Source organism: Streptomyces sp. NPDC004721 (assembly GCF_053601495.1).
The window spans coordinates 56,848-79,669 of sequence record NZ_JBSGBZ010000037.1 but is presented as its reverse complement, the minus strand read 5'-3'; the positions used below and the strand labels follow the sequence as shown (position 1 = coordinate 79,669).

At 73.1% G+C, this 22,822-nt stretch carries 14 protein-coding genes, 1 tRNA gene, 1 pseudogene and 1 riboswitch; of the genes and pseudogenes, 7 read left to right on the top strand and 9 right to left on the bottom strand.

All coding sequences use genetic code 11. The annotated features are described in order from the left end of the window. Positions 1-423: 423 nt before the first annotated feature. On the bottom strand, positions 424-978 hold the full coding sequence (locus ACWEK3_RS28770; RefSeq protein WP_390876494.1) for a MarR family winged helix-turn-helix transcriptional regulator: 555 nt from the start codon (positions 976-978) through the stop codon (positions 424-426). Positions 979-1,157: 179 nt separating this feature from the next. On the opposite strand from ACWEK3_RS28770, the gene ACWEK3_RS28765 reads away from it, so the two are divergent. Then, a complete protein-coding gene (locus ACWEK3_RS28765) occupies positions 1,158-2,429 on the top strand; it encodes an MFS transporter (RefSeq protein ID WP_453250945.1) in 1,272 nt (423 codons plus the stop codon). Positions 2,430-2,496: 67 nt separating this feature from the next. On the opposite strand, the gene ACWEK3_RS28760 is transcribed toward ACWEK3_RS28765, so the two are convergent. Both ACWEK3_RS28760 and ACWEK3_RS28755 read right to left on the bottom strand, forming a co-directional pair. Beyond that, positions 2,497-4,173: an ATP-binding SpoIIE family protein phosphatase gene (locus ACWEK3_RS28760; RefSeq protein ID WP_453250942.1), complete on the bottom strand. Its 1,677-nt coding sequence runs from the start codon at positions 4,171-4,173 to the stop codon at positions 2,497-2,499. Positions 4,174-4,407: 234 nt separating this feature from the next. Continuing rightward, positions 4,408-5,784, bottom strand: coding sequence for an NAD(P)/FAD-dependent oxidoreductase (locus tag ACWEK3_RS28755; RefSeq protein WP_453250941.1), 1,377 nt, complete (start codon positions 5,782-5,784; stop codon positions 4,408-4,410). 394 nt (positions 5,785-6,178) lie between these two features. Here ACWEK3_RS28755 and ACWEK3_RS28750 point away from each other — a divergent pair, with 394 nt between their 5' ends. Beyond that, on the top strand, positions 6,179-6,946 hold the full coding sequence (locus tag ACWEK3_RS28750) for a TetR/AcrR family transcriptional regulator (protein ID WP_450545215.1): 768 nt from the start codon (positions 6,179-6,181) through the stop codon (positions 6,944-6,946). 183 nt (positions 6,947-7,129) lie between these two features. Beyond that, positions 7,130-9,149: pseudogene (locus ACWEK3_RS28745) on the top strand (sigma-70 family RNA polymerase sigma factor). Here ACWEK3_RS28745 and ACWEK3_RS28740 read toward each other — a convergent pair. Then, the gene (locus ACWEK3_RS28740) at positions 9,136-11,235 is read right to left on the bottom strand and encodes an asparagine synthase-related protein (protein ID WP_450545219.1); all 2,100 of its coding nucleotides are present in this window, start codon (positions 11,233-11,235) and stop codon (positions 9,136-9,138) included. The pseudogene ACWEK3_RS28745 and the gene ACWEK3_RS28740 overlap by 14 nt on opposite strands. 683 nt (positions 11,236-11,918) lie before the next feature. On the opposite strand from ACWEK3_RS28740, the gene ACWEK3_RS28735 reads away from it, so the two are divergent. The 4 genes from ACWEK3_RS28735 (at position 11,919) to ACWEK3_RS28720 (ending at position 16,917) form a co-directional block, all read left to right on the top strand. Then, the gene (locus ACWEK3_RS28735; RefSeq protein ID WP_450545221.1) at positions 11,919-13,343 is read left to right on the top strand and encodes an MFS transporter; all 1,425 of its coding nucleotides are present in this window, start codon (positions 11,919-11,921) and stop codon (positions 13,341-13,343) included. Positions 13,344-13,428: 85 nt separating this feature from the next. Then, entirely contained in the window at positions 13,429-14,649 is a 1,221-nt protein-coding gene (gene lhgO, locus ACWEK3_RS28730) for an L-2-hydroxyglutarate oxidase (protein ID WP_453250940.1), read from the top strand. Between the two features lie 68 nt (positions 14,650-14,717). Continuing rightward, the gene (gene trmB, locus ACWEK3_RS28725) at positions 14,718-15,560 is read left to right on the top strand and encodes a tRNA (guanosine(46)-N7)-methyltransferase TrmB (protein WP_453250939.1); all 843 of its coding nucleotides are present in this window, start codon (positions 14,718-14,720) and stop codon (positions 15,558-15,560) included. Between the two features lie 19 nt (positions 15,561-15,579). Next, on the top strand, positions 15,580-16,917 hold the full coding sequence (locus ACWEK3_RS28720) for a PrsW family intramembrane metalloprotease (protein WP_453250944.1): 1,338 nt from the start codon (positions 15,580-15,582) through the stop codon (positions 16,915-16,917). 18 nt (positions 16,918-16,935) lie between these two features. On the opposite strand, the gene ACWEK3_RS28715 is transcribed toward ACWEK3_RS28720, so the two are convergent. The 5 genes from ACWEK3_RS28715 to ACWEK3_RS28695 form a co-directional block, all read right to left on the bottom strand. Beyond that, positions 16,936-17,880, bottom strand: coding sequence for an aldo/keto reductase (locus tag ACWEK3_RS28715; protein ID WP_384091389.1), 945 nt, complete (start codon positions 17,878-17,880; stop codon positions 16,936-16,938). 116 nt (positions 17,881-17,996) lie between these two features. Beyond that, positions 17,997-19,055, bottom strand: coding sequence for a M23 family metallopeptidase (locus tag ACWEK3_RS28710; RefSeq protein WP_453250938.1), 1,059 nt, complete (start codon positions 19,053-19,055; stop codon positions 17,997-17,999). Positions 19,056-19,066: 11 nt separating this feature from the next. Further along, positions 19,067-19,223, bottom strand: a riboswitch (cyclic di-AMP (ydaO/yuaA leader). A gap of 229 nt (positions 19,224-19,452) precedes the next feature. Then, positions 19,453-19,526: transfer RNA gene (locus tag ACWEK3_RS28705), tRNA-Met, on the bottom strand. Between the two features lie 99 nt (positions 19,527-19,625). Continuing rightward, positions 19,626-20,756, bottom strand: coding sequence for a dihydrofolate reductase family protein (locus ACWEK3_RS28700; RefSeq protein WP_453250937.1), 1,131 nt, complete (start codon positions 20,754-20,756; stop codon positions 19,626-19,628). 127 nt (positions 20,757-20,883) lie between these two features. Continuing rightward, entirely contained in the window at positions 20,884-22,671 is a 1,788-nt protein-coding gene (locus ACWEK3_RS28695; protein ID WP_450545245.1) for an APC family permease, read from the bottom strand. Between the last annotated feature and the right edge of the window lie 151 nt (positions 22,672-22,822).

Genomic DNA, 22,822 nt, shown 5'->3' with positions numbered 1-22,822 from the left:
CTTCCCTTCGGTGTTTCCGACTCTATCAGATCTTTTTCCGATCCGATTTCCTCGGTGCTTTCCAGGTTTTCGCTCTCGCGTTTCCCTTTCCGGCGATTCCGACTCTATCAGATCCTTTTCTCGGCCTGACCCCCAGTCAGCGGGGTTTGTCTTCACAGCCGTTGGGCCGTTCCGACGTCCCAAACCTTAGCGGATTCTCTCGGCGATTCCCAATCGGGCCCTCGGGGCGCCGGATCAAGATCGATGAGTCCCACTCGAATTGAATTCGGGTACGCCGAAAACAATCCCGGATGGGAGATCGTGCTGGTGGTTTGAGTGCCGCTCATGCGGCAGAGGTGTCGTCGAGGGACTCTTACGGCCCCGCGGCAACCCGGAGAACATTACGGATCCGGCAGGCGACTGTCAAGCGTCCCCGCCGAGGTGTCAGTCAAGGTCGGTGAGCCGACCGCCGGCGTCCGGCTGGTCGTGCTCCACACGGCGAAGGATCCTGGTCAGGACCTCGCCAAGAGCCGTGCGCTCGGCCGGGGACAGGTCCTGGAGGAGGTCCCCCTCGAAGACCGTGGCCAGGCGCATGACCTCGAGCCACTTCTCGCGGCCCTCGGACGTCAGCTCCACGATGACCCGGACCCGGTTGGCCTCGTCGCGCTCCCGGGTGACCAGGCCCTCGGCCACCATCCGGTCGATGCGGTGGGTCATCGCGGCCGGGGTGAGGCCGAGGCGCTTGGCGAGGTCGCTCGGACCCAGGCGATAAGGGGCGCCGGAGAGGACGAGGGCCTTCAGCACCTCCCAGTCGGCGTTGCTGATGCCGAGCGCGGCGGTCTGCCGGCCGTAGGCCACGTTCATCCGCCGGTTGAGCCGGGACAGCGCGGAGACGATCTGCTCGACCTGAGGGTCGAGGTCCTGGAACTCGCGCTGGTAGGCGGCGATCTGTTCTTCGAGCGCTGGCTCGGTGCCGATGCCGCCGGGTGTGTCGCCCATGTCCGCAGTATGGCACGGGGCTGCTTGGCGTTGAAGTCCTTCCAGGTGTACTGTTTAGCATCGAACTTTAGCTTCGAAGTCTTCAGTTCTAACTACTGACCACTTCAAGCAACCTCCTGTCCACTACTTGCTACCTGATTCAAGAGAGGGTGAACGTGACCAGGGCGATGGGCGCAGCGATGCGCCGGATCCACGTGGGCAACGCACTCAGCGCGTTCGGGCTCGGCTTCACCGTTCCCTACCTGTACGTCTATGTGGCGCAGGTGCGGGGTCTGGGGGCCATGACGGCGGGGTTCGTCCTCGCCGTCTTCGCCGTCGCCGCGCTGATCGTGCTGCCGTTCGCCGGCCGGGCGATCGTGCGGCGCGGCCCGCTGCCGGTCCTGCTCGCCGCCCTGGTCACGGCCGCGCTCGGCGCGCTGAGCCTGGGGCTGGCGGGTGGAGCCGGAGCCGTACTGCTGTCGGCGGCTGCGCTCGGCGCGGGCCAGGCCGTGATGCAGCCTGCACTGGCGACGATGATCGTGGACTGCTCGACGGCGGAGACGCGGTCGCGGGCGTTCGCGATGCAGTTCTTCCTGCAGAACCTCGGGCTGGGCGTGGGTGGCCTCATCGGGGGGCACCTCGTCGACACCACCCGGGTCTCCTCCTTCACGCTGCTGTTCGCGATCGAGGCGGCGGTGTTCCTGCTGCTGGTCGCGCTGATGTCGACGGTGCGGATGCCGCACTCGCCGCGGATCGCCGACGACCCGGCGGAGGCCGGAAGGGCGACGGGGACCGGCTGGCGGCAGCTCGTCGGGAACCGCGCGATGGTGCAGCTGTGCGTGCTGGGCTTCGTGCTGTTCTTCGCCTGCTACGGGCAGTTCGAGTCGGGCCTGAGCGCGTACGGCGTGGAGGCCGCCGGCATCGACACGTCGACGCTGGGGACGGCGCTGGCCGCGAACACGCTGATGATCGTGGTGGCGCAGTTCGCCGTGCTGAAGTTCGTGGAGCGCCGGCGGCGGTCGCGGATGATCGCGGCCGTGGGGCTGATCTGGGCCGTGGCGTGGGCCGCGGCGGCGTACGCGGGACTCGGGCACGGCAGCCGGGCGATGGCCACGGCCGCTTTCATCTCGACATACGCCCTGTTCGGGCTCGGTGAGGCGATGCTGTCGCCGACGGTCGCGCCGCTGGTGGCGGACCTCGCTCCGGAGGGGATGGCCGGGCAGTACAACTCGGCCTTCGCCCTGGTGAAGCAGCTCGCGCTGGCGCTCGGCCCGGCTGCGGGCGGCCCGCTGGCGGCGTCGCTGCCGGGACCTTACGTGGTGACGTTCCTGCTGTTCTCGCTCCTGATCAGCGTCCTGGCGCTGCGGCTGGGGCGGGGGCTCAGCACTGTGCAGGACCATCCGTGGGCCGCGCGGAGCCGGGTGGTCGCTCGGGGCGGGGTGGCCGCGGAGCCGGTGGGCGCGGAGGCCTGAGCCCGCGCCCGCCGGCCGGCCGTGGGGCCGCGCCCCGGACCCCCGCTCCCCCGTGGGCGGGTCCGCCTCAGCGCAGGCCCCGCCGGCCCACTTCCCCCGGCAGGGTGAACTCGCACCACACCGCCTTGCCGCCGCCCGGGGTTCTGCGTGAACCCCAGTTGGTGGCGATGGTGGCGATGATGGCGATGCCGCGGCCCGACTCGTCGCCCGGGTCGGCGCGGCGGCGCCTGGGGAGGTGGTCGTCGCCGTCGGTGACCTCGACGATGAGGCGGCGGTCGGTGCGCCGGAGCCGCAGTCGCATGGGCGGGGTGCCGTGCTGGAGGGAGTTGGCGACCAGTTCGCTGGCGGCGAGGACGCCCAGGTCGTGCAGATCGGGCGGGAAGCGCCAGCTGGCGAGGACGCCGGAGGCGAACGCACGCGCGCGTGGGGCCGCTTCCACTCCGCCGAGCAGTTCCAGTGCGGCGTTGCGGAAGAGTTCGCCGTCCGGGCCGGTGCGGGCGGGGTGCTGGAGGACAAGGACGGCCACGTCGTCGTCGTGGTCGGCCTGCACACCGGCCGAGCGGACCAGTCGGTCGCAGACCACCTGCGGGGAGCCGGTGGCGCCGGCGAGCGCGCGCTCCAGCGCGGCGATCCCCTCGTCGAGGTCCTCGTCGCGGCGTTCCACCAGGCCGTCGGTGTAGAGGACCGCCGTGGAGCCGGGGCCCAGCGGGACCGAGCCGGAGGCGTGCACCCAGCCGCCGGTGCCGAGCGGCGGGCCGGTGGGTTCGTCGGCGCGCAGCACGGTGCCGTTCTCGTCGCGGACCAGGATCGGCAGGTGCCCGGCGGAGGCGTACACCAGCCGGCCCTCGTTGGGGTCGTGGACGGCGTACACGCAGGTGGCGATCTGGTTGGCGTCGATGTCCGCGGCGAGGCCGTCCAGGAGTTGCAGGACCTCGTGCGGGGGCAGGTCCATGCGGGCGTAGGCGCGGACGGCGGTGCGCAGTTGGCCCATGACCGCGGCCGCGCGCACCCCTCTGCCCATCACGTCGCCGATGACCAGTGCCGTGCGGCCGCCGCCGAGGGTGATGACGTCGTACCAGTCGCCGCCGACCGCGGCCTCCGTGCCGCCCGGTTGGTAGGTGGCGGCGATGCGCAGGTCGTCGGGCTGCTCCAGCACCTGGGGCAGGAGCGAGCGCTGGAGGGTGACGGCGGTCTCGCGCTGCCGGCGCTCGCTGGCGCGCAGGCGTTCGGCGGCGTCGGCGTGGTCGGTGACGTCGGTGGCGAAGACCAGAACGCCGCGGCCGTCGTCCTTCGGTTCGGCGACCGGTGTGCACGTGAACGTGTACGAGCGGCCGTCGGGTGCCTTGCGGGACTTCAGGGTGCGGGGCCTGCCGCTGCGCAGCACCTGGTCCAGGAGCGGGAGCAGACCCAGTTCGCGCAGTTCGGGCAGGGCCTCGTGGGCGGGTCCGCCGAGCGGGCGTACGCCGAAGGCCGCCGTGTAGGCGTCGTTGACGTAGGCGATGCGGTGGTCGGAGCCGTGGACGAGGGCGACGAGGGCCGGGACGCGGTCGAGGACCTCGCGTGCGGGGAGTTCGTCGACGGCGTGCACCGGCACCGTCTCGTCGGTCAGTTGTTCGACGCGGGCGGCGGGTACGGTGCCGTCCGCCCGCCGGTCCGGGACGGTCGCGAGATCGGGCCGAGCCGCCGTGCGGCGCTGCGTTCCGTTGATTCCGGGGAGCCGGGCGCTCCAGCGCGTGAAGTTCACGAATCCTTGCCTCGTGTCGTCGTCTCAGGCCAGCTCCGGGCCCGGCCGGGGGTCAGGGGCCGCGCGGCGGTGACCGCACATTCTTACTGTCCCGGCGGTGCGGCACAGCGGGAATGCGTCATCCGTGCCGGGCGGGCGGCTGCCCGTCCTCGGCCACGGGCCGGTTGGGCGGTGTGGCCGACCGCGCCGACATCCGTTGGACGCCGGGGCGTGCGGCGGAGTTCCCCGGTCCGGTCAGGACGACCCTTTCGGGTTGATGTTCGGGTCGAGAGGATGTTTTCCACCAGCCGCGAGTTCGAACTCCGCGCGGGGATGTTCCAGCGAACCCAGGGAGACGATCTCCCGTTTGAAGAGTCCCGCCAGCATCCATTCGGCGAGCACCCGGGTCTTGCGGTTGACCGTGGGCACCCGGCTGAGGTGGTAGGCACGGTGCATGAACCAGGCGGGGTAGCCCTTCAGTTTGCGCCCGTAGACCTGCGCGACGCCCTTGTGCAGTCCGAGCGAGGCGACCGAGCCGGCGTACCTGTGCGCATACGTCTCCAGGGGTTCGCCGCGCAGGGAGTGGCTGATGTTGTCGCCCAGGAGCCTGGCCTGACGGACCGCGTGCTGGGCGTTGGGGGCGGTCAGGCTGCCCGGTTCGCCGGTGGTGACGTCGGGGACGGCGGCGGCGTCACCCGCGGCCCAGGCGTGCTCGACGCCCTCGACGGTCAGCTGCGCGGTGCACTTCAGGCGTCCGCGGTCGTTCAGCGGCAGGTCGCTGGCGGCGAGGATCGGGTGCGGTTTGACGCCCGCGGTCCACACGACCGTACGGGTCGGGAAGCGCTGTCCGTCACTGAGGACGGCGACCCGGCCTGCGCAGGATTCGAGGCGGGTCCGCAGGAGGACCTGGATGTTGCGGCGGCGCAGTTCGGTGACCGTGTAGCGGCCCATCTCCTCGCCGACCTCGGGCAGGATGCGGTCCGAGGCCTCGACGAGGATCCACTTCATGTCCTCGGGCTTGACGTTGTGGTAGTAGCGGGCGGCGTAGCGGGCCATGTCCTCCAGTTCGCCGAGCGCCTCCACGCCCGCGTACCCGCCGCCGACGAAGACGAAGGTGAGGGCCGCGTCGCGGATTGCGGGGTCGCGGGTGGAGGAGGCGATGTCCATCTGCTCGATGACGTGGTTGCGCAGGCCGATGGCCTCTTCGACGGTCTTGAAGCCGATGCCGTAGTCGATCAGGCCGGGGATGGGCAGGGTGCGCGAGACGGATCCCGGGGCGAGGACGAGTTCGTCGTACGCCAGCTTCTCGGTGCCCCCGGTCTCCTCCGTGGCGAGGGTGGTGAGGGTCGCGGTGCGGTGTGCGTGGTCGATGGAGGTGGCCTCGCCGACGATGATGCGGCACCGGTCGAGTACGCGGCGCAGCGGGACGACGACGTGCCGGGGTGAGATCGCGCCGGCCGCGGCCTCGGGCAGGAAGGGCTGATACGTCATATAGGGATCGGGCGTGACCACCGTGATCTCGGCTTCGCCCCGACTGAGCTCCTGTTTCATCCGCCGCTGCAGGCGCAGGGCCGTGTACATCCCGACGTAGCCGCCGCCGACAACGAGAATGCGCGCACGTTCCTTCACCATCCCATGACGCACCCGACGCTCTCGTTTGTCCACAGCCCCGACGAATTGTGTGACCGTCGGCCGGAGCGGCGCGGGGTTGGCCGAATTATCGGGGTGTGAGGAAAGGACGCAGGTCAGTGGGTGCGCGCCGGGGTGCGGAAGGGGGCGCAATACGGACGTATGCGGCTCGTACTCCGATCGGGGGGCGCTCCGTGCGGAACCTGCCCCTTCTGAATTGACTCCCTCTCAACTATGTTCGTGTGTCGACGGGGTGTGGGGGATGTGATCCGAGCGAGCCCGCCGAGTACCACCGGCTCTCGGGGGCGGGCCCGATCGTGCGTGATCCCGTTCCGCGCACTCCGGAATCAGGGACGGGGAGTCTCCGGGGGGAGACGTCATAACCGGGGGATCACATATGCACATTCAGGGCACTCATTGGTCCACCGCGTCCGCCGTGGCACCCGGTGGCGGGGCGATGGGCGCTGCGGCGGGCAACGGGCGCGGGGACGAGCCCCGGACGGGCCGGACGGCGCCGCTGCGCGTGGACGCACAGCGCAACCTCGAGCACGTGCTGCGGGCTGCCCGCGAGGTCTTCGGCGAGCTGGGGTACGGCGCGCCGATGGAGGACGTGGCGCGGCGCGCGCGGGTCGGCGTCGGCACGGTGTACCGGCGCTTCCCGAGCAAGGACGTCCTGGTGCGGCGGATAGCCGAGGAGGAGACCTCCCGGCTGGCCGACCAGGCGCGGGCCGCGCTCGGACAGGAGGACGAGCCGTGGTCGGCGCTCTCCCGCTTCCTGCGGACGTCGGTGGCCTCCGGCGCCGGGCGGCTGCTGCCGCCGCAGGTGCTGCGGGTCTCGGTCGCCGAGGACCGGGCCGACCCCCGGGTGCCGCAGCAGCGCGCCCAGCCGGGCTCCGGGGAGCTCAGGCTCGTGGCCGACGGGGCGGCGCTCAAGTCCGGCGCGGTGGAGGACGACGCGGGGGCGGCGGCGCTGCTGGAGGTCGTGGGCCGGCTCGTGGAGCGGGCGCGCGCGGCGGGCGAACTGCGGCCGGACGTGTCGGTGTCGGACGTGCTGCTGGTCATCGCGACGGCGGCGCCCTCGCTGCCGGACGCGGCGCAGCAGTCCGCCGCTTCGGCCCGGCTGCTGGACATCCTGCTGGAGGGGCTGCGCTCGCGGCCCGCGTGAGCCGTGTCCCCCGCGTGAGCCGTGTCGGCGGGCCTTCCTCTTACGGGTGAGGACGGTACCCGGGCACGACCGGGCCCCACGGACGAGTGGAGGATCCTTGCCGCCGGGGGCCCGGTGACGGTCGGTGTGGCAGTCTGGCCCGGTGATCGGGACGGTCTGGCCGACTACGGGGGCGTTTGCGCGATGAGCGTTGACGGGCGTGATGACGGCGCCGGTGACGGCGGGTCGCGAACGGACGGGCCGGATTCTCCGCAGGTGCCGGCCCAGGGCGGACCGTCCTGGGTTCCGCGCGACGCCGGGCGGGCCAAGGGAGACACCCCGGCACAGGGCGGCGTACCGGCCCAGGGCGGCACCCCGGCACATGGTGGCGTACCGGCGCAGCGGGAGCGGCTCGAGGAGGGTGAGCCGCCGTACGTGGCGGAGCCGGCGTACGCGGCGGACCTGCCGCCGTCGGACGCCGAGCTGATCGGGCGGGTGCGCTCGGGCGACGACAGCGCGTACGAGGAGCTGTACCGGCGTCACGCCGACGCCGTACGCCGGTACGCGCGCACGTGCTGCCGGGACTCCCACACCGCCGATGACCTGACCGCCGAGGTGTTCGCCCGGGTGTTCCAGGCGGTGCGCGGCGGCTCCGGCCCCGAGCACGCCGTACGCGCCTATCTGCTCACCACCGTCCGGCGGGTCGCCGCGCAGTGGACCAGCCTCGCCCGGCGTGAGCAACTGGTCGCCGACTTCGCGGTGTTCGCCGCGCAGGCGGCGCGGGCCGCGGAGCTGTCGGACGACGCCGCGTCCACCGGCTCCTTCGGAGCGGGCCTGGACCTCGGCGCCGACGTGCGCGCGATGCACGAGGCCGAGCAGTCGATGGCCATGCGGGCCTTCCGCTCGCTGCCGGAGCGGTGGCAGGCCGTGCTGTGGCACACGGAGGTCGAGGACGAGTCGCCGAGCTCGGTCGCCACGCTCTTCGGGCTGGACGCCAACGGCACGCGGGTGCTGGCCAGCCGGGCCCGGGAGGGTCTGCGGCAGGCCTACCTCCAGGCCCACGTCAGTGCCGCCCTCACCGCCGACGAGGAGTGCGCCCGGTACGCGGACCAGCTCGGCGGCTACGCCCGCGGCAAGCTGCGCACCCGTGCCGAGCGGAGGCTGCGCAAGCACCTGGAGGAGTGCGCCAGGTGCCGGCTGGCGGCCACCCAGATCGCGGAGGTCGCCGGCGGCATCCCCGCCGTGGTCCCGGTCGCCGTCATCGGCTGGTTCGGCGCCGCCGGGTACGCCAAGGCGCTCGGCATCGTCGCCGGCTGCGCGGGCGCGGCAGGAGCCGCGAGTGCCGCGTCCGGGGGTGCCTCCAGTGGCGGGGGCGCCGGCGGCCTCGGAGGGGCTGGGCGCGCCGGTGAAGGCGGGGATCGCGGCCGGTGTGGTCGCCGTGGCCGCCGCGGCGGTCGCGCTGTCGCTGGTCGGTCGGGAGGCCCCGGTCGGGAAGCCGGAGGCGCGGCCCGTCGCGTCCGCCCCGGTCGCCGAGCCGCAGCCGCCGGCACCGACGCCCCCTCCTCCGCCCGCACCGACCCCGACGCCCGAGCCGCCGAGGCCGGCACCGAAGCCGAAGCCGACACCGAGCGCCAAGCCCCCGGTGCCTCCCGCCGCGGCGACGCCGCCCCCCGCTGCCACCCCCACACCGGCACCCGAGCCGTCACCGTCGCCGACGCCCACCCCGACCAAGGAGCCCGCGCCCACCGCCACGCCGGCTCCCACGCCGACGCCGACTCCTCCTCCCGCGCCGGTGGTCTACCCGTGGAACGAGCTGAAGTACGACGTCACCGGAGACGGCACCCGCCCCGAGATGCGGCTCGGCGCGAGCAGTTGGGTGTGGCAGCGCCACAGCCTGTCGATCGCCGGCCAGCGGTACGCGCACGGGGTGACCGTGCACGGCGAGTCGTCCGTCACCGTCGACCTCAACCGGGAGTGCTCCGCCTACGACGCCGTGGTCGGTGTCGACGACCTGACGGCCGGGCTCGGCCGGGTCTCCTTCTCGGTGTACGCCGATGGCGTCCGCCTGTGGAACTCGGGGACCATCGCGGGCGGTGACCCGGCCGTCCCCGTCCATGTGAGCCTCGCCGGCCACCGGACCGTACGGCTGGTCGTCGAGCCGCACAGCGCCTTCGACACCGTGGCCCTCTCGGACTGGGCCGAGTCCAGGTTCAGCTGCCGGTAGGGCTCGGCCGGCCGCCGGAGGCCAGCGCGCCCCGCTGCGGGGTGATGCCCGCCGGTACCGCGCGGGCACGCGCGGGTGTGCCGGTCCAGCAGGTGCCGCGGCGGGACAGCAGGCGCCGCAGCCACAGCTCCAGGGACACCAGCTCCGCCAGGCCGTCCAGCGGCAGCGGCTCACCCTGCGCCGCAGCGCGCAGGGCCTTGCGGACCACACGGGCCTCCACCAGGCCGGCCTCGGCGAGCAGGGGGGTGGCGAACAGGTCCACCAGGTCGTTGACGGCGACGCGCAGGCCGGTGCGGGACGCCGCCGCGGCGGATGCGTGCGAGGGGGCACCCCAGCCGGGTGGCAGGTCGCCCACCCCGGCGCCCTGGAGGACCGTGCGCAGGATCACCGCGCGGGCGCCCGGCTGCACCCGCAGGGCCTCCGGCAGAGCCCGGCAGGCGCGGACGACCTGGTTGTCGAGGAAGGGCGTGTGCAGCCGCTGGGAGCGGACCTCGGCCGCCTGCTCGAGCACCCGCAGGTCCGCCGCCTGCCGGGTGAGGGCGGCACGCGCGCGGTAGTCGCCCGGCCGCTGCCCGGGCCCCACCCCCGAACGGATCGTCGCCCCTTGCAGACGAACCGATACTTCAGCCAGCGCCTCGCCGGTCAGCCACCGGGCCGCCGGCCCGGGTCTCGCCCAGGTGAGTGCGGCCAGCGACGCCCCGACGGTGCCCCCGGGCTCGTCGAAGCGGCGGTGCATCAGCCGCTCGGCGAGCAGGTCGAGTCCCGCACGGTAGGGCGTCCGCGCCAGCCGCCGCGCCGCGCCGTACACGCGCGCGGGGACCATGACCGATCCATCGGCCTTGGCGAGCGCGGCGACGGGCCGGACCAGATGGCGGCGCTTGCGGTCCATCAGCAGGTCGGCCAGGCGCGCGGGGTGGGCGTCCAGGACCTGCCGGGCGCCGTGGCCGGTGAAGTGGTCCGCGCTGCCCGCCGCGAGCCGCGCGCGGTGCCGTGCCGCCGCGACCAGGGACGGGCCGGGTTCGTCGGTGAGGGGCCCGTCCAGCTCGGCGTAGGGCAGCACGTCCTCGCCGCCGGTCACCACCACGTGGTGCAGGCGCGGGTTGGCCGCGAGCGTCCCGGCGCGTTCCAGTTCGGCCTCGCGCCCGTCGGCCGTCAGGTCGTTGAAGGTGACCGCGAGCAGGCGCTCGCCCGCTCCCGTGCCGTGGCCCAGGAGGGTGCCGGGCCGACCCGGAAGCCCGGCGGCCAGCAGCGCGAGCGTGCCTGAGGCCGGTCCGCCGGAAAGGTCGGCCCCGATGCCGGGCACCGGCATCCCGCGGGCCGCGCGGCGCTCGGCGGGGCCCATGCCGGGCACCGGACCGGGGTCGATGTCGGGTACGTGCCGAGGCGCGGACAGACGGGCGCGGACGGCTTCCACCAGCGCGTCGCGCACCGCGTCGACCGCGCTGTCCGGGTCGGCCGGCGGTGCGGCCACCGCGAGCGAGGCGACCGGCTCGTACCCGGCGACCTCACGCGCCCCCGCCCGCAGGATCAGCGCGTGCCCCGGCGGAATGCGCCGTACGCCCTCGTAGGGCGTGGAGTCGTCCAGCGCGGCCGGTACGTCGGGGGCGGCCAGCAGGGCGGCCAGGTGCCCGAAGTCGAGGTTGGCCTCGATGAGGTCGGCCAGCGGCAGCGCGGCCGTCGCGTACGCCGTGCCGCCGGCCCACGGGGTGTGGAACACCGGGCGGGCTCCGGCGAGATCGCCGCAGACGGTGATGCGGCGGCCCACCTGCACGACGGCGGTGTAGCTTCCCGGCCAGGCCGTCAGATGCCTGAGCGCGCCCCCGCGCGCGGCGAACAGGCCGACCCGCAGCTGTTCGTCGGAGGCCCCGCAGATACCGAGCACCGCGACCCTGGTCTGGGCGTCGGCCTGCACCACGCGGACCTCGTCCGGGCGCCAGTCGCCGACCGCCCACAGCGGATCGGGATCACCCCACAGGAGCTGGGAGCCCACCGGGTGCAGGGTCTGGCCGTCGTGTCCGGTGGCGCCGGCGGATGCGGTCCCGATAACGCCTGCGGCGGTGCTGCTCCATCCCACCAACCACCGCATCGAAGCCTCCACCGCTTGTGGGCAACCAGTGCACCGCAACGAACCAGGTCACCATGCTGCCACGAAGGAGGCGCGCCGGAGGGGAGGCGGAGCCGCCTTCGGTGCACCGCCCACACCCCCGTGCGCCTGCCCCGGTGGTGGCGAACGCCCGTACCGCGCAAGGCCTCCGCGACTCGAATGCGCCCCCTGATGCGCTCCCCACAACACCCTTCACGCCCTCAACTGCCGTGGTGGGAGCGGTAGTCGGCGATGGGGAGCGGGGGCGATTTTCGGCCAATTCCGCGTCATGGGGACACGTGTGCGCACGCTCCGTACTCGCTCTGCGCATCGCGCAGACAACACGCAGTCCGGGAGGCGGAGTTCGCCCCCCGGACCGTTCCGCCACCCGCGGGGATGAAGGCAGCGGTGTCCCCCAGCCCACTGGATCCAGTACAGCGGGCCGACCCACGCAGGACCATGGAATCGCTCCCCCTGTGGCCGGAGAAGAGCGCACGGACGGGCGCACGGCCACACATCGGGGGCACGCCGCAACCCAGCGTGCAGGGCCCGCACTTGAGTGCGGGCCACAATCCCGCCATCCGGAAGAATGCCCCTTAACGCTTGGGATGCGGCGAACTACGCTGGGTTTACGAATGCCGCGTGGTTATGCCAGCGCGGCAGCCGTCTGTGTCGAGGGGTGGCGCATGTCCAGGGAGCAACGCGGGCCGAACGAAAAGCTCGGCGCCGTTCTCGCCCTCGCGGGAATCAGCAACGCAGGACTCGCGCGGCGCGTCAACGACCTCGGCGCCCAGCGCGGGCTGACACTTCGCTACGACAAGACCTCGGTGGCGCGCTGGGTTTCGAAGGGGATGGTGCCGCAGGGTGCGGCGCCGCACCTCATCGCGGCCGCCATCGGGCAGAAGCTCGGCCGCCCGGTGCCGCTCCACGAGATCGGCCTGGCGGACGCGGATCCCGCACCCGAAGTGGGCCTCGCCTTCCCCAGGGACGTGGGTCAGGCGGTGAAGTCGGCGACGGAGCTGTACCGGCTCGACCTCGCCGGCCGCCGGGCCGGCTCCGGCGGCATCTGGCAGTCGCTCGCCGGATCGTTCGCAGTGAGCGCATACGCAACGCCCGCCTCGCGCTGGCTGATAACCCCGGCCGACAGCTCGGTGGCGCGCGAGGCGAGCCCTGCGGAGGCCTCGGGCACACCGGTCAAAGTCGGCCACAGCGAAGTGCGGAAGCTGCGGGAGGCCGCCGAGGACGCCAGGCGCTGGGACTCCAAGTACGGAGGCGGCGACTGGCGTTCGTCGATGGTGCCGGAGTGCTTACGCGTGGAGGCGGCGCCCCTGCTGCTCGCCTCGTACTCCGACGAGGTCGGCAGGGCGCTGTTCGGCGCCTCGGCCGAACTGACCCGGCTCGCGGGCTGGATGGCCTTCGACACCGGCCAGCAGGAGGCCGCCCAGCGCTACTACATCCAGGCGCTGCGCCTGGCCCGTGCCGCCGCCGACGTGCCCCTCGGGGGCTACGTCCTGGCCTCCATGTCCCTCCAGGCGACCTACCGCGGCTTCGGCGACGAGGGCGTCGACCTCGCACAGGCCGCCCTGGAACGCAACCGGGGCCTGGCCACCGCCCGCACCATGAGCTTCTTCCGGCTCGTCGAGGCACGCGCCCACGCGCGCGCGGGCGACGCCCAGGCGGCCGGCGCCGCCCTGAAGGCGGCCGAGAGCTGGCTGGAGCGGTCCCGCGACGGGGACAACGACCCGTCCTGGCTCGGCTTCTACGGCTACGACCGGTTCGCCGCCGACGCCGCCGAGTGCTACCGGGACCTGAAGGCACCCCGCCAGGTCCGCCGCTTCACCGAGCAGGCACTGTCCAAGCCGACGGAGGAGTTCGTCCGCTCGCACGGCCTCAGACTGGTCGTCTCGGCCGTCGCCGAACTGGAGTCCGGCAACCTGGACGCGGCCTGCGAGCAGGGCGTGCGGGCCGTGGAGGTCGCCGGGCGGATCTCCTCCGCGCGCACCACGGAGTACGTCAAGGACCTCCTGCACCGGCTCGAGCCCTACAGCGACGAGCCGCGCGTGGTGGAGCTGCGCGAGCGGGCCCGCCCGCTGCTGATGACCCCGGCCTGAGCCCCGCCCGGCCGGACACCCCGGCCGCGCGGTCCCACCGGTTCGAGGGCATTGTCAGTGGCGCAGTGCACTATCGAGGCGGGAGGTGGAGCAGGTGCGGCCGGACATCGCTTACGACTGCGACGTGCTGGTGATCGGAGGTGGCATCGTCGGCCTGTCGACGGCGTACGCGATCACGCGCGCCGCGCCGGGCACGCGCGTGACCGTGCTGGAGAAGGAGCAGGGCCCGGCCCGGCACCAGACGGGACGCAACAGCGGGGTGATCCACAGCGGGATCTACTACCGGCCGGGCTCGCTGAAGGCGCGGTACGCGGCGGGGGGCGCCGCCGAGATGGTCAAGTTCTGCGCGGAGTACGGCATCGCGCACGAGGTGACCGGCAAGCTGATCGTGGCGACCGGGCGGGAGGAGCTGCCCCGGCTGCACGCACTGGTGCAGCGCGGCCGGGAGAACGGCATTCCGGTGCGCGAGCTGGGCCCCGCGCAGATCGAGGAGTACGAGCCGGAGATCGGCGGACTGGCCGCGATCCACGTGGGGACGACGGGGATCTGCGACTTCACGGCGGTGGCCCGGCGGCTGGCGGAGGCATCCGGCGCGGAGATCCGGTACGGGGCCCGGGTGGTGCGGGTGGACCGGCGGCCGGAGCTGGGGGTGGCCGTCCTGACCGGGCGCGGTGACGTCGTCCGCGCGCGCGTGCTGGTCAACTGCGCGGGGCTGTACTGCGACGAGGTGGCGCGGCTGACCGGGGACGAGCCCGGGGTGCGGATCGTGCCGTTCCGCGGGGAGTACTACGAGCTGGCGCGGCCGGAGCTGGTGCGGGGGCTGGTGTATCCGGTGCCCGACCCGGCGTTCCCCTTCCTCGGCGTGCATCTCACCCGCGGGGTCGACGGCGGTGTGCACATCGGACCCAACGCGGTGCCGGCACTGGCCCGCGAGGGCTACGGATGGGGGGTCGTACGGCCGCGGGAGCTGGCGGGGACGCTGGGCTGGCCCGGGTCGTGGCGGCTCGCCCGCCGGCACTGGCGGTACGGGGCCGGGGAGCTGCGGCGGTCGGTGTCGAAGGCCGCCTTCACGCAGGCGGTGCGCCGGCTGATGCCGGGGGTGCGGGAGGAGGACCTGGTGCCGGCCGCCGCCGGGGTGCGCGCGCAGGCCGTCCTGCGGGACGGCACGCTGGTGGACGACTTCCTGATCCGGGAGGGCCCACGGGCGGTGCACGTGCTCAACGCGCCCAGTCCCGCGGCGACCGCCTCGCTGCCGATCGGGCGCGAGGTGGCGAGGACGGTCCTGGCCGTCCTGGAATCGGCATGAAGGGCACGCTGGTTCCCGTCGGCCTTGAGAGCCGGTCCGTGCCGGCCCCCCGTAAAATCGTTCCCACTGTGACTGACTCGCTGAACACCCCCCAGGCTCCCGCCCCCGGTGAGCTGCCCCGGCACACGCCCGGCGTGTCCGTGCGGCACACCCGGGCCAAGGGGGAGCCGCGTTTCCCCGACGGGCCCAAGGCCGATCCGGCCGGCTCGCACTTCGAGCGGCGGATCCGCAGCTTCCAGCCGCGCCGGAGCCGGGTGACCGCGGGGCAGGCGGACGCGTTGCAGCGGCTGTGGCCCGCCTGGGGGCTGGACATCGACGGGCAGCGGGTGATCGACCTCGCCGAGCTGTTCGGGAACACGCGCCCGGTCGTGCTGGAGATCGGCTTCGGGATGGGCGAGGCCACCGCCCGGATGGCGGCCGAGGACCCGGACACCAACATCCTCGCCGTCGACGTGCACACCCCGGGCCAGGGCAACCTGCTGAGCCTCGCCGACCGGCACGGACTCGGCAACGTCCGCGTCGGCAACGGCGACGCCATCATCCTGCTGCGCGAGATGCTCGCCCCCGACAGCCTCGACGGGCTGCGCGTCTACTTCCCCGACCCCTGGCCGAAGAAGCGGCACCACAAGCGGCGGCTGATCCAGCCGGAGTTCCTGACGCTGGCCGCCACCCGGCTCAGGCCCGGGGCCATCGTGCACTGCGCGACGGACTGGGAGCCGTACGCCCAGCAGATGCTCGACGTGCTGACGGCGCACCCGGACTTCGAGAACTCCCGGGCCGACGGCGGTTTCGCGCCACGTCCCGGCTTCCGGCCGCTGACCCGTTTCGAGGGCCAGGGACTGGAGAAGGGTCATGTGGTGAACGATCTGCTCTTCCGTCGCGTGCCACACGAAGACCAGCACCCGCAGTGACCTCGTGAGGGCCGATGCCGTGGCCGCCTGCCCCCCGTACCCGACACCTCCCGGCGCTCCCGTCGGCACGTCCCGCCACACGCACTGGTGGCAGCGGCGATGGGTCAGGTACGGCGCGCTCGTCACCCTGCTCGCCCTGTCCGGGCTGGTCATCCTCGCCCTCGTACGCCGGCAGACCGGCACCGAGGGGTTCCTCGTCGGGCTCGGGCTCGCGGTGCTGCCCGTACCGCTGCTGACGGCCGCCTTCCGCTGGCTGGACCGGGTCGAGCCCGGCCCCTGGCGGAACCTGGTGTTCGCCTTCGCCTGGGGCGCCTGCGCGGCGGCCCTGATCGCGATCGTCGCCAACAGCTTCGCCACCCACTGGATCGCCACGGCGACCGCCGACCCCGCGAGCGCGGACACCCTGGGCGCGACCGTGATAGCGCCGGTCGTGGAGGAGTCCGCGAAGGCCGCCGCCGTCCTGCTGGTCTTCCTCTTCCGCAGACGCGACTTCACCGGCATCGTCGACGGGGTCGTCATCGCCGGGGTGACCGCGACCGGCTTCGCGTTCACCGAGAACATCCTCTACCTCGGCAACGCCTTCGGCACCGACCAGCTCACCGGTGACCGGGGCATCGCCTCCGTCACCGCGGCGACGTTCTTCGTCCGCGTCATCATGTCGCCGTTCGCGCACCCGATGTTCACCGTGCTCACCGGCATCGGCTTCGGCATCGCCGCGATGTCCGGGGACCGCCGACGCCTGCGCCGCCTGCTGCCGCCGCCGGCCGGGCTGCTGCTCGCGATGGGCATGCACGCCCTGTGGAACGGCTCGGCGACCTTCGGCGAGTACGGCTTCTTCGCGGTGTACGCCGCCATCATGGTGCCCGCGTTCGGGCTGCTGACCTGGCTGGTCGTCTGGACCCGGCAGCGCGAGCTGAGGACCGTGCGCGAGGAGCTGCCCGCGTACACCGCCGCCGGATGGCTCACCCCGGCCGAACCGTTCGCCCTGGCCTCCATGCGGGCGCGCAGACTGGCTCGCGTCCACGCGCGGCGCCGGCTCGGCAGGACGGCGGCGCGGACGGTCGCCCAGTACGAGGCGTACGCGACCTCGCTGGCGTTCCTCCGGCACCGCGGGCGCCGGGGGCGGGCCGGAGCCGACTTCACCGTACGGGAGCGGGAGCTGCTGCACGAGCTGTGGCGCAGGCGGGAGGTGGCGCAGCCCGCGCTGGACCACGCGGCCAGGATGACGACGCCCATGGCCCCGCCGCCCTGGCCGGGGTACGGGGTGTACGGGGTCCACCCGCGGCCGCTGGGGTACGGGTCGTACGGACCGGCGGTGCCGTATCCCTCGTACAACCCGTACCGGACACAGCCTTAGCGGCCCCGGGGACGGGAGTTACGCCGACGCCCGCGTCAGCTTCCCGAGCTCCTCCTCCGTCAGCCGCAGCTCCGCGACCCCGAGCAGCGCCGGGAGCTGTTCCACCGTCCGCGCCGAGGCGATCGGGGCGGTCACCGTAGGCTGCGCGGCGAGCCAGGCCAGGGCCACCGTGGCGACCTCGGCGTCATGGGCGCGGGCCACCTCGTCCAGGGCCGTGAGGACCTTCTGGCCGCGCTCGGTCTCGAGGTGCCTGGCCGCGCCTTGCGCCCGCGCGCTGTCCACCGTCGTACCGGGCCGGTACTTGCCGGTCAGGAAGCCTGAGGCGAGCGCGTAGTACGGGACGGCGGCCAGGCCGGACCGCTCGGCGACGTTCTCCAGCCCGCCTTCGTAGGTGTCGCGCGAGACCAGGTTGTAGTGCGGCTGGAGCGCCACGTAGCGGGCCAGGCCCTCGCGGTCGGAGAAGTCCAGGGACTCCTGGAGGCGCTCGGCGGAGATGTTGGAGGCGGCGATGTGCCGCACCTTGCCCGCCCTGACCAGTTCGTCGAGCGCGCCGATGATCTCCTCGACGGGGACTTCCGGCTGGTCGAAGTGCGTGTAGTACAGGTCGATGTGGTCCGTGCCCAGGCGCCTGAGGGAGGCGTCGGCCGCGGCCTTGATGTTGGCGGCGCTCAGGCCCTGGTAGTCGGGGTGCTGGCTGACCTTGGTGGCGATGACGACGTCGGAGCGGTTGCCGCGCGCCTTGATCCACTTGCCGATGATCGTCTCGGACTCGCCGCCCTGGTTGCCCTCCACCCACGCGGAGTAGGAGTCGGCGCTGTCGACGAAGTTGCCTCCGGCGGCCGTGTAGGCGTCGAGGACGGCGAAGGACTGCTCCTGGTCGGCGGTCCAGCCGAAGACGTTGCCACCGAGGGCGAGCGGGAAGACCTCGAGATCGGACGAACCCAGTTTGCGTAGAGAAGTCATGTCCAACATCAACAACCGCGCCGGAGCGGCCCATTCCGGGCCGGGCCGCATCCGGCCGCAAAGGTTGCGCAAACCGGTCTCACGGGCTCGTCAGGGGTGAGACCGGTCCGCGTTCGTCAGGGGGTGATGCCCTTGCCGCGCAGCCACGCCAACGGGTCGATCCCGCTGGACTGGCCGCCCTGGTGGACCTCCAGGTGGAGGTGGGGCCCGGTGACGTTGCCGGTGGCGCCCACGCGGCCGATCACCTCGCCCGTGCTGACCTTCTGGCCGACGCTGACGCTGATCGACGACTGGTGGCAGTACCACAGCTCGGTGCCGTCCTCGAGGGTGAGGATCGTGCGGTAGCCGTAGGAGCCGGCCCAGCCGGCCTCGGTGATGGTGCCGGTGTGGATCGCCTTGAGCAGGGAGCCCGTGGGCGCCGCGAAGTCGAGGCCGGTGTGGTAGCCGGAGGACCACATGGAGCCGGCCTGGCCGAAGGTGGAGGTGAGCGTGTACGAGGAGGTGGGCAGCGCGTACTGCCTGGCCAGCTCGGCCAGCCGGGCCTCCTCGGCCTTCCTCGCGGCCTCCTCGGCCTTCCGCTTGGCCGCCTCCTCCGCCTTCTTCTTCTCCGCGGCGGCCTTGGCCTCGGCCGCCTCCCGCGCCTTCGCCGCCTCCTCGGCGGCCTTCTTGGCGGCGGCGGCCTCGGCGTCCGCCTGGGTCTTGGCCTCGATCTGGACCTGCTGCTGCTCGGCCTGCGCCATGATCCGGTTGCGCAGCACCTCGCCGGCGTCCGAGGTGCCGTCCTCGGCCTCGGCGGCGGTCACGCCGACGGCGCTGAGCGCGGTCGACGAGCCCGCGGGTGCGGTGTCGGAGGAGTCCTCGAACAGGGAGCCCACGGAGGGCAGGTCGGGCAGCGAGATGGACACCGGCGGCTTGCCGCTGTTGGCGCTCGCCATGCCGCCCGCGCCGACGGCGGCGATGACGCCGACACCGAGAACGGTGGAGCTGCGGGCGAGTCCGCCGCCGCGCTGCTTGGCGACGCGGTGCCGGCCGCGCACGGGACGGATGGACTCCGCGGTGGGGTTCCACTCCTCCCAGAGGCCCTCGTCGGCGCGGCGGCTGTCGTAACCGAAGGTCTCTCCGTGCTGCCGACTCGGCGCGAACGGGGCTTCCGGGGCAGGCGGGTTGGACGCCACGAAGGCGTACTCCTTTCCTTCCGTCTCGCCTACCGGGTTAGCTGACGGGTTCGGAGCGGGAAGGTCTCCTACGCGCGTAAACAAGCCGTACGTACACGGCGGTTACGCTCGATTCACCCCAAGTTGGTGGTTCCCCGGTTCCCTTGCGGGATTCGGCGTGCGCGCACGGAGCCGACTCTTGTGACGGCTGGGACGACCGTGTTGCGTTATCGAACGTTAATAGACTCGGGGCCCGGATTCCAAGCCGTTCGGCTTGATCATTAAACCTTCCGGCCCGACCTTACGGTCCATGACCACCGAAAACCGGGCGAGTTGACCGCATCTCGGGGAGAGCCATGTGTCCGCGAAACACTCAGGGCCGGAATCCATTGATCGGATTCCGGCCCTGAGCCTTCAGTAGCGGGGACAGGATTTGAACCTGCGACCTCTGGGTTATGAGCCCAGCGAGCTACCGAGCTGCTCCACCCCGCGTCGTTGTGACACCAGTGTATGTCATCCGGAGGACTGCTCGCACCCACCCCACCTGCCACTGCTCGCCCCACGGTTCCCGGCCGTGCGACGAGGCCCCGCTCAGCCGAGCAGATGCCGGTTCGGTTCCTTGGCCCGCTCCTCGAACTCCGGCACCACGACGACGTCCGCGCCACCGGCCGCCAGCACCCCGGTCCCGTCGGCGTCCTCAACGAACGTGTCCGGCTCCCGCCACGCGGTCACCACCCGTCGCACCCCGGCGTCCAGAATCAGCCGGGCGCACGGACGCGGCCGGGAGGCGCGGCGGGCGCACGGCTCCAGACTGCTGTACACCGTGGCGTCCGGCAGCCGCGGATCCGCCGGGCCGACCTTGGCCAGCGCCGCCTCCTCCGCGTGCACGACCGGGTCGCCGCCCTCCCGCGAGTACCCGCGGGCGAGTTCGGTCCCGTCGGCGGCGACCACCACGGCGCCCACGCTGAACGCGGTCCGGGACGGCGGGCACTGGGCCGCCAGTTCGCAGGCGAGCCGGAGCCAGTGCCGGTCCGCGGGCACGGCGCGGCCGGCGGTGCCGGGAGCGGTGGGCTCGTAGCGCACGAGGACGACGTCCTCGATGGTCCGCGTCTCCACCAGCCGCAGCCGCCCGCCCTGGTAGGTCCCGGGTCCGAACAGCCGGGGCGCGTCCGCGTCCCCCACGAACACGGGGGCGAGCACGAGCTGCACCTCGTCCGCGAGCTGCTGCTGGAGCAGCTGCGTGTGGACGGTCCCGCCGCCCTCGACCATGAGCCGGCGCACCCCGCGTACGTCGTGCAGGTGCTCGAGCAGCCGGGGCCAGCCGAGTTCGGCGCCCAGCGGCACCACGTCGGCGGCCAGGCCCGTACGCCGCAGCCGCAGCGCGCCCTCGTCGGTCGTGTAGAGGACCTTCTCGCCGCCGGTGTGCCAGAAGGGCGCCCCGGGGTCCAGCTCGCCGGAGGCGCTGACCGCGACCTTCAACGGGTACTCCGGCTTCCCGGCGGCGCGGCGTGCGGCCCGCCGCTGCGGCGAGTTCACCAGCAGCCGCGGGTTGTCGGCCCGCAGAGTGCCGGCGCCGATCAGGATCGCGTCGGCCGACGCCCGTACCTCGTCGACCCGGTCGAAGTCGGCGGGGCTGGAGAGCAGCAGGCGCTCGGGACCGGTGTCGTCCAGGTAGCCGTCGAGCGAGACGGCGGCGGACAGCAGGACGTACGGGTGGGGCATCGACGCCCTCTCTCTCGGCTCCGGCGGACTGGCTCCCAGTGTGACCGACCCCGCCGATCGCGAGCGGGGCCCCACCGTGGCGGAGCCGCGCACGCGACGCGGGCGGGCGCCCGCCGGTCGGTGAGGGTCAGTGACCGAGGTGGATGCGGAACCGCAGGCGGCAGATGACGGCGTCGGTGTCGCGGCGGACGGCGCGGTCCAGGACGGCACCGCGCTGGTTCTGCAGAAGCCGCTGCCAGGGCCTGGGCAGGTGCATCTCCGGGATGAGGACCACGATCCGGTCCTGCCGCTCCTGGGCGGCCAGCGCGCGCAGATGGTCGACGAAGGGCCGGGTCAGGGAGCGGGTGCGGCTGTGCAGCACGGTGAGGGGGACACCGGGCTGCCAGGCGTTCCAGGCGGCGTGCACCTCGTCGGCGGAGGGGGCGTCGCGGTCCTCGGGATGCACGACGGTGACCGCGCGCACCTCGTCGCTCAGTGACAGCGCGGCGCTGATGGCCTCGCTGGTGAGCAGGTTGACGGCACCGACGGGAACGACGACGACCGAGTGGCGCGGCTCGGGCCGTGCGGGGACTTCACCGAGGTGCAGGGCCGCGCCGATGCGCCGGTACGTGCGGTGCACCGACTCGAACACGGCCACCAGGACGGCGACCGCGGCGAAGACGAGCCAGCCGCCCTCGCCGAACTTCGACACCAGCTCGACGACCAGGGCCGCGAAGGTCAGCAGTGCCCCGAGGCCGTTGACGGCCGCCCGCCGGCGCCATCCGGGACCCCCGTCCAGGTGCCAGTGCCGGACCATGCCGGCCTGGGAGAGGGTGAACCCGATGAACACGCCGATGGCGAAGACCGGCACCAGTTTCTGGGTGTCGCCCTCGGCCACGACCAGCAGGACCAGGGCGGCGGCGGCGAGCACGACGACGCCGTAGCGGTAGACCTGCCGGTCGGCGCGCAGCCCGAAGACGTGCGGCAGATGGTTGTCGCGGGCCAGCAGGGAGGTCAGGACGGGCATGCCGCCGAAGGAGGTGTTGGCCGCGAGCGCGAGCAGCGTCATGGTGGCGAACTGCACCACGTAGAAGCCTGCGTTGTGCCCCAGGGACGCCTCGGTGAGCTGCGCCAGGACGGTCTTGGTGCCACTCGGCGCGACATGGAACTTGCCGATGAGCAGCGACAGCCCGATGAGCATGGCCCCGAGCAGCGCGCCGAGCGCGACCTCGGTGCGCTGCGCCCGCCGGACCCTCGGGGTGCGGAAGGTGGGGACGGCGTTCGCGATGGCCTCCACGCCGGTGAGCGCCGAGCAGCCAGAGGCGAACGCCCGCAACAGCAGCAGGACTCCGACCGCGGAGACGGCCGAGGCCGTCGGATGGACGGGCGGGACCGCCGGTGTCCGGCGCACCAGCCCGGCCACGACGACGGCGGCGATCACCGCCACGAACACCACGGTGGGAGCGATCATCACCTTGGCGGACTCGGCGACCCCGTAGAGGTTGACCGCCGTGATCAGCCCCAGCACGATCACGCACAGCGGCACCCGGTCGCCGTACAGGACGGGGAAGGCGGAGGTGAGCGCGGCCACGCCGGCGGAGACCGACACCGCCACGTTCAGCACGTAGTCGATGATCAGCGAAGCGGCGGCGACCAGGCTGACCCGTCGGCCCAGATGGCGCCCCGCGACCGCGTACGCGCCGCCCCCGTTCGGGAACGCGGCGATCACCTGCCGGTAGGAGAACGTCAGCGCCGCCAGCAGCACCACGATCGCCAGCGTCACCGGCAGGGTGAAGCCCAGGCCCCGGCTGCCGGCCACCGCCAGCACCACCACGATCGCCTCCGGCCCGTAGGCCACCGAGGCGAGCGCGTCCAGGGACAGCGCGGCCAGTCCCTGCGGCACCGTCAGCCGGTCCCGCTCCTGCCGTTTCCCCACGATCCGCCCGGCAGTGCGCCGCCGACCCGCGTCCTCGGCCCTCGCGCCCACGGCTCCACCGCCTCACGTCGCCTTCGGAACCCCAGAGGCAGGATCCCCCGCAAACCACCGAATTCGACGCAAGAGAGGTGTTAAAGGTCGCCCAGGGTCA

Bases quoted from the DNA above. Each gene is read 5' to 3' on its own strand.
- ACWEK3_RS28770 (WP_390876494.1), bottom strand. From the start codon at position 978: ATGGGCGACACACCCGGCGGCATCGGCACCGAGCCAGCGCTCGAAGAA.
- ACWEK3_RS28765 (WP_453250945.1), top strand. From the start codon at position 1,158: ATGCGCCGGATCCACGTGGGCAACGCACTCAGCGCGTTCGGGCTCGGC.
- ACWEK3_RS28755 (WP_453250941.1), bottom strand. From the start codon at position 5,784: ATGGTGAAGGAACGTGCGCGCATTCTCGTTGTCGGCGGCGGCTACGTC.
- ACWEK3_RS28750 (WP_450545215.1), top strand. From the start codon at position 6,179: ATGCACATTCAGGGCACTCATTGGTCCACCGCGTCCGCCGTGGCACCC.
- ACWEK3_RS28740 (WP_450545219.1), bottom strand. From the start codon at position 11,235: ATGCGGTGGTTGGTGGGATGGAGCAGCACCGCCGCAGGCGTTATCGGG.
- ACWEK3_RS28735 (WP_450545221.1), top strand. From the start codon at position 11,919: ATGTCCAGGGAGCAACGCGGGCCGAACGAAAAGCTCGGCGCCGTTCTC.
- ACWEK3_RS28715 (WP_384091389.1), bottom strand. From the start codon at position 17,880: ATGACTTCTCTACGCAAACTGGGTTCGTCCGATCTCGAGGTCTTCCCG.
- ACWEK3_RS28700 (WP_453250937.1), bottom strand. From the start codon at position 20,756: ATGCCCCACCCGTACGTCCTGCTGTCCGCCGCCGTCTCGCTCGACGGC.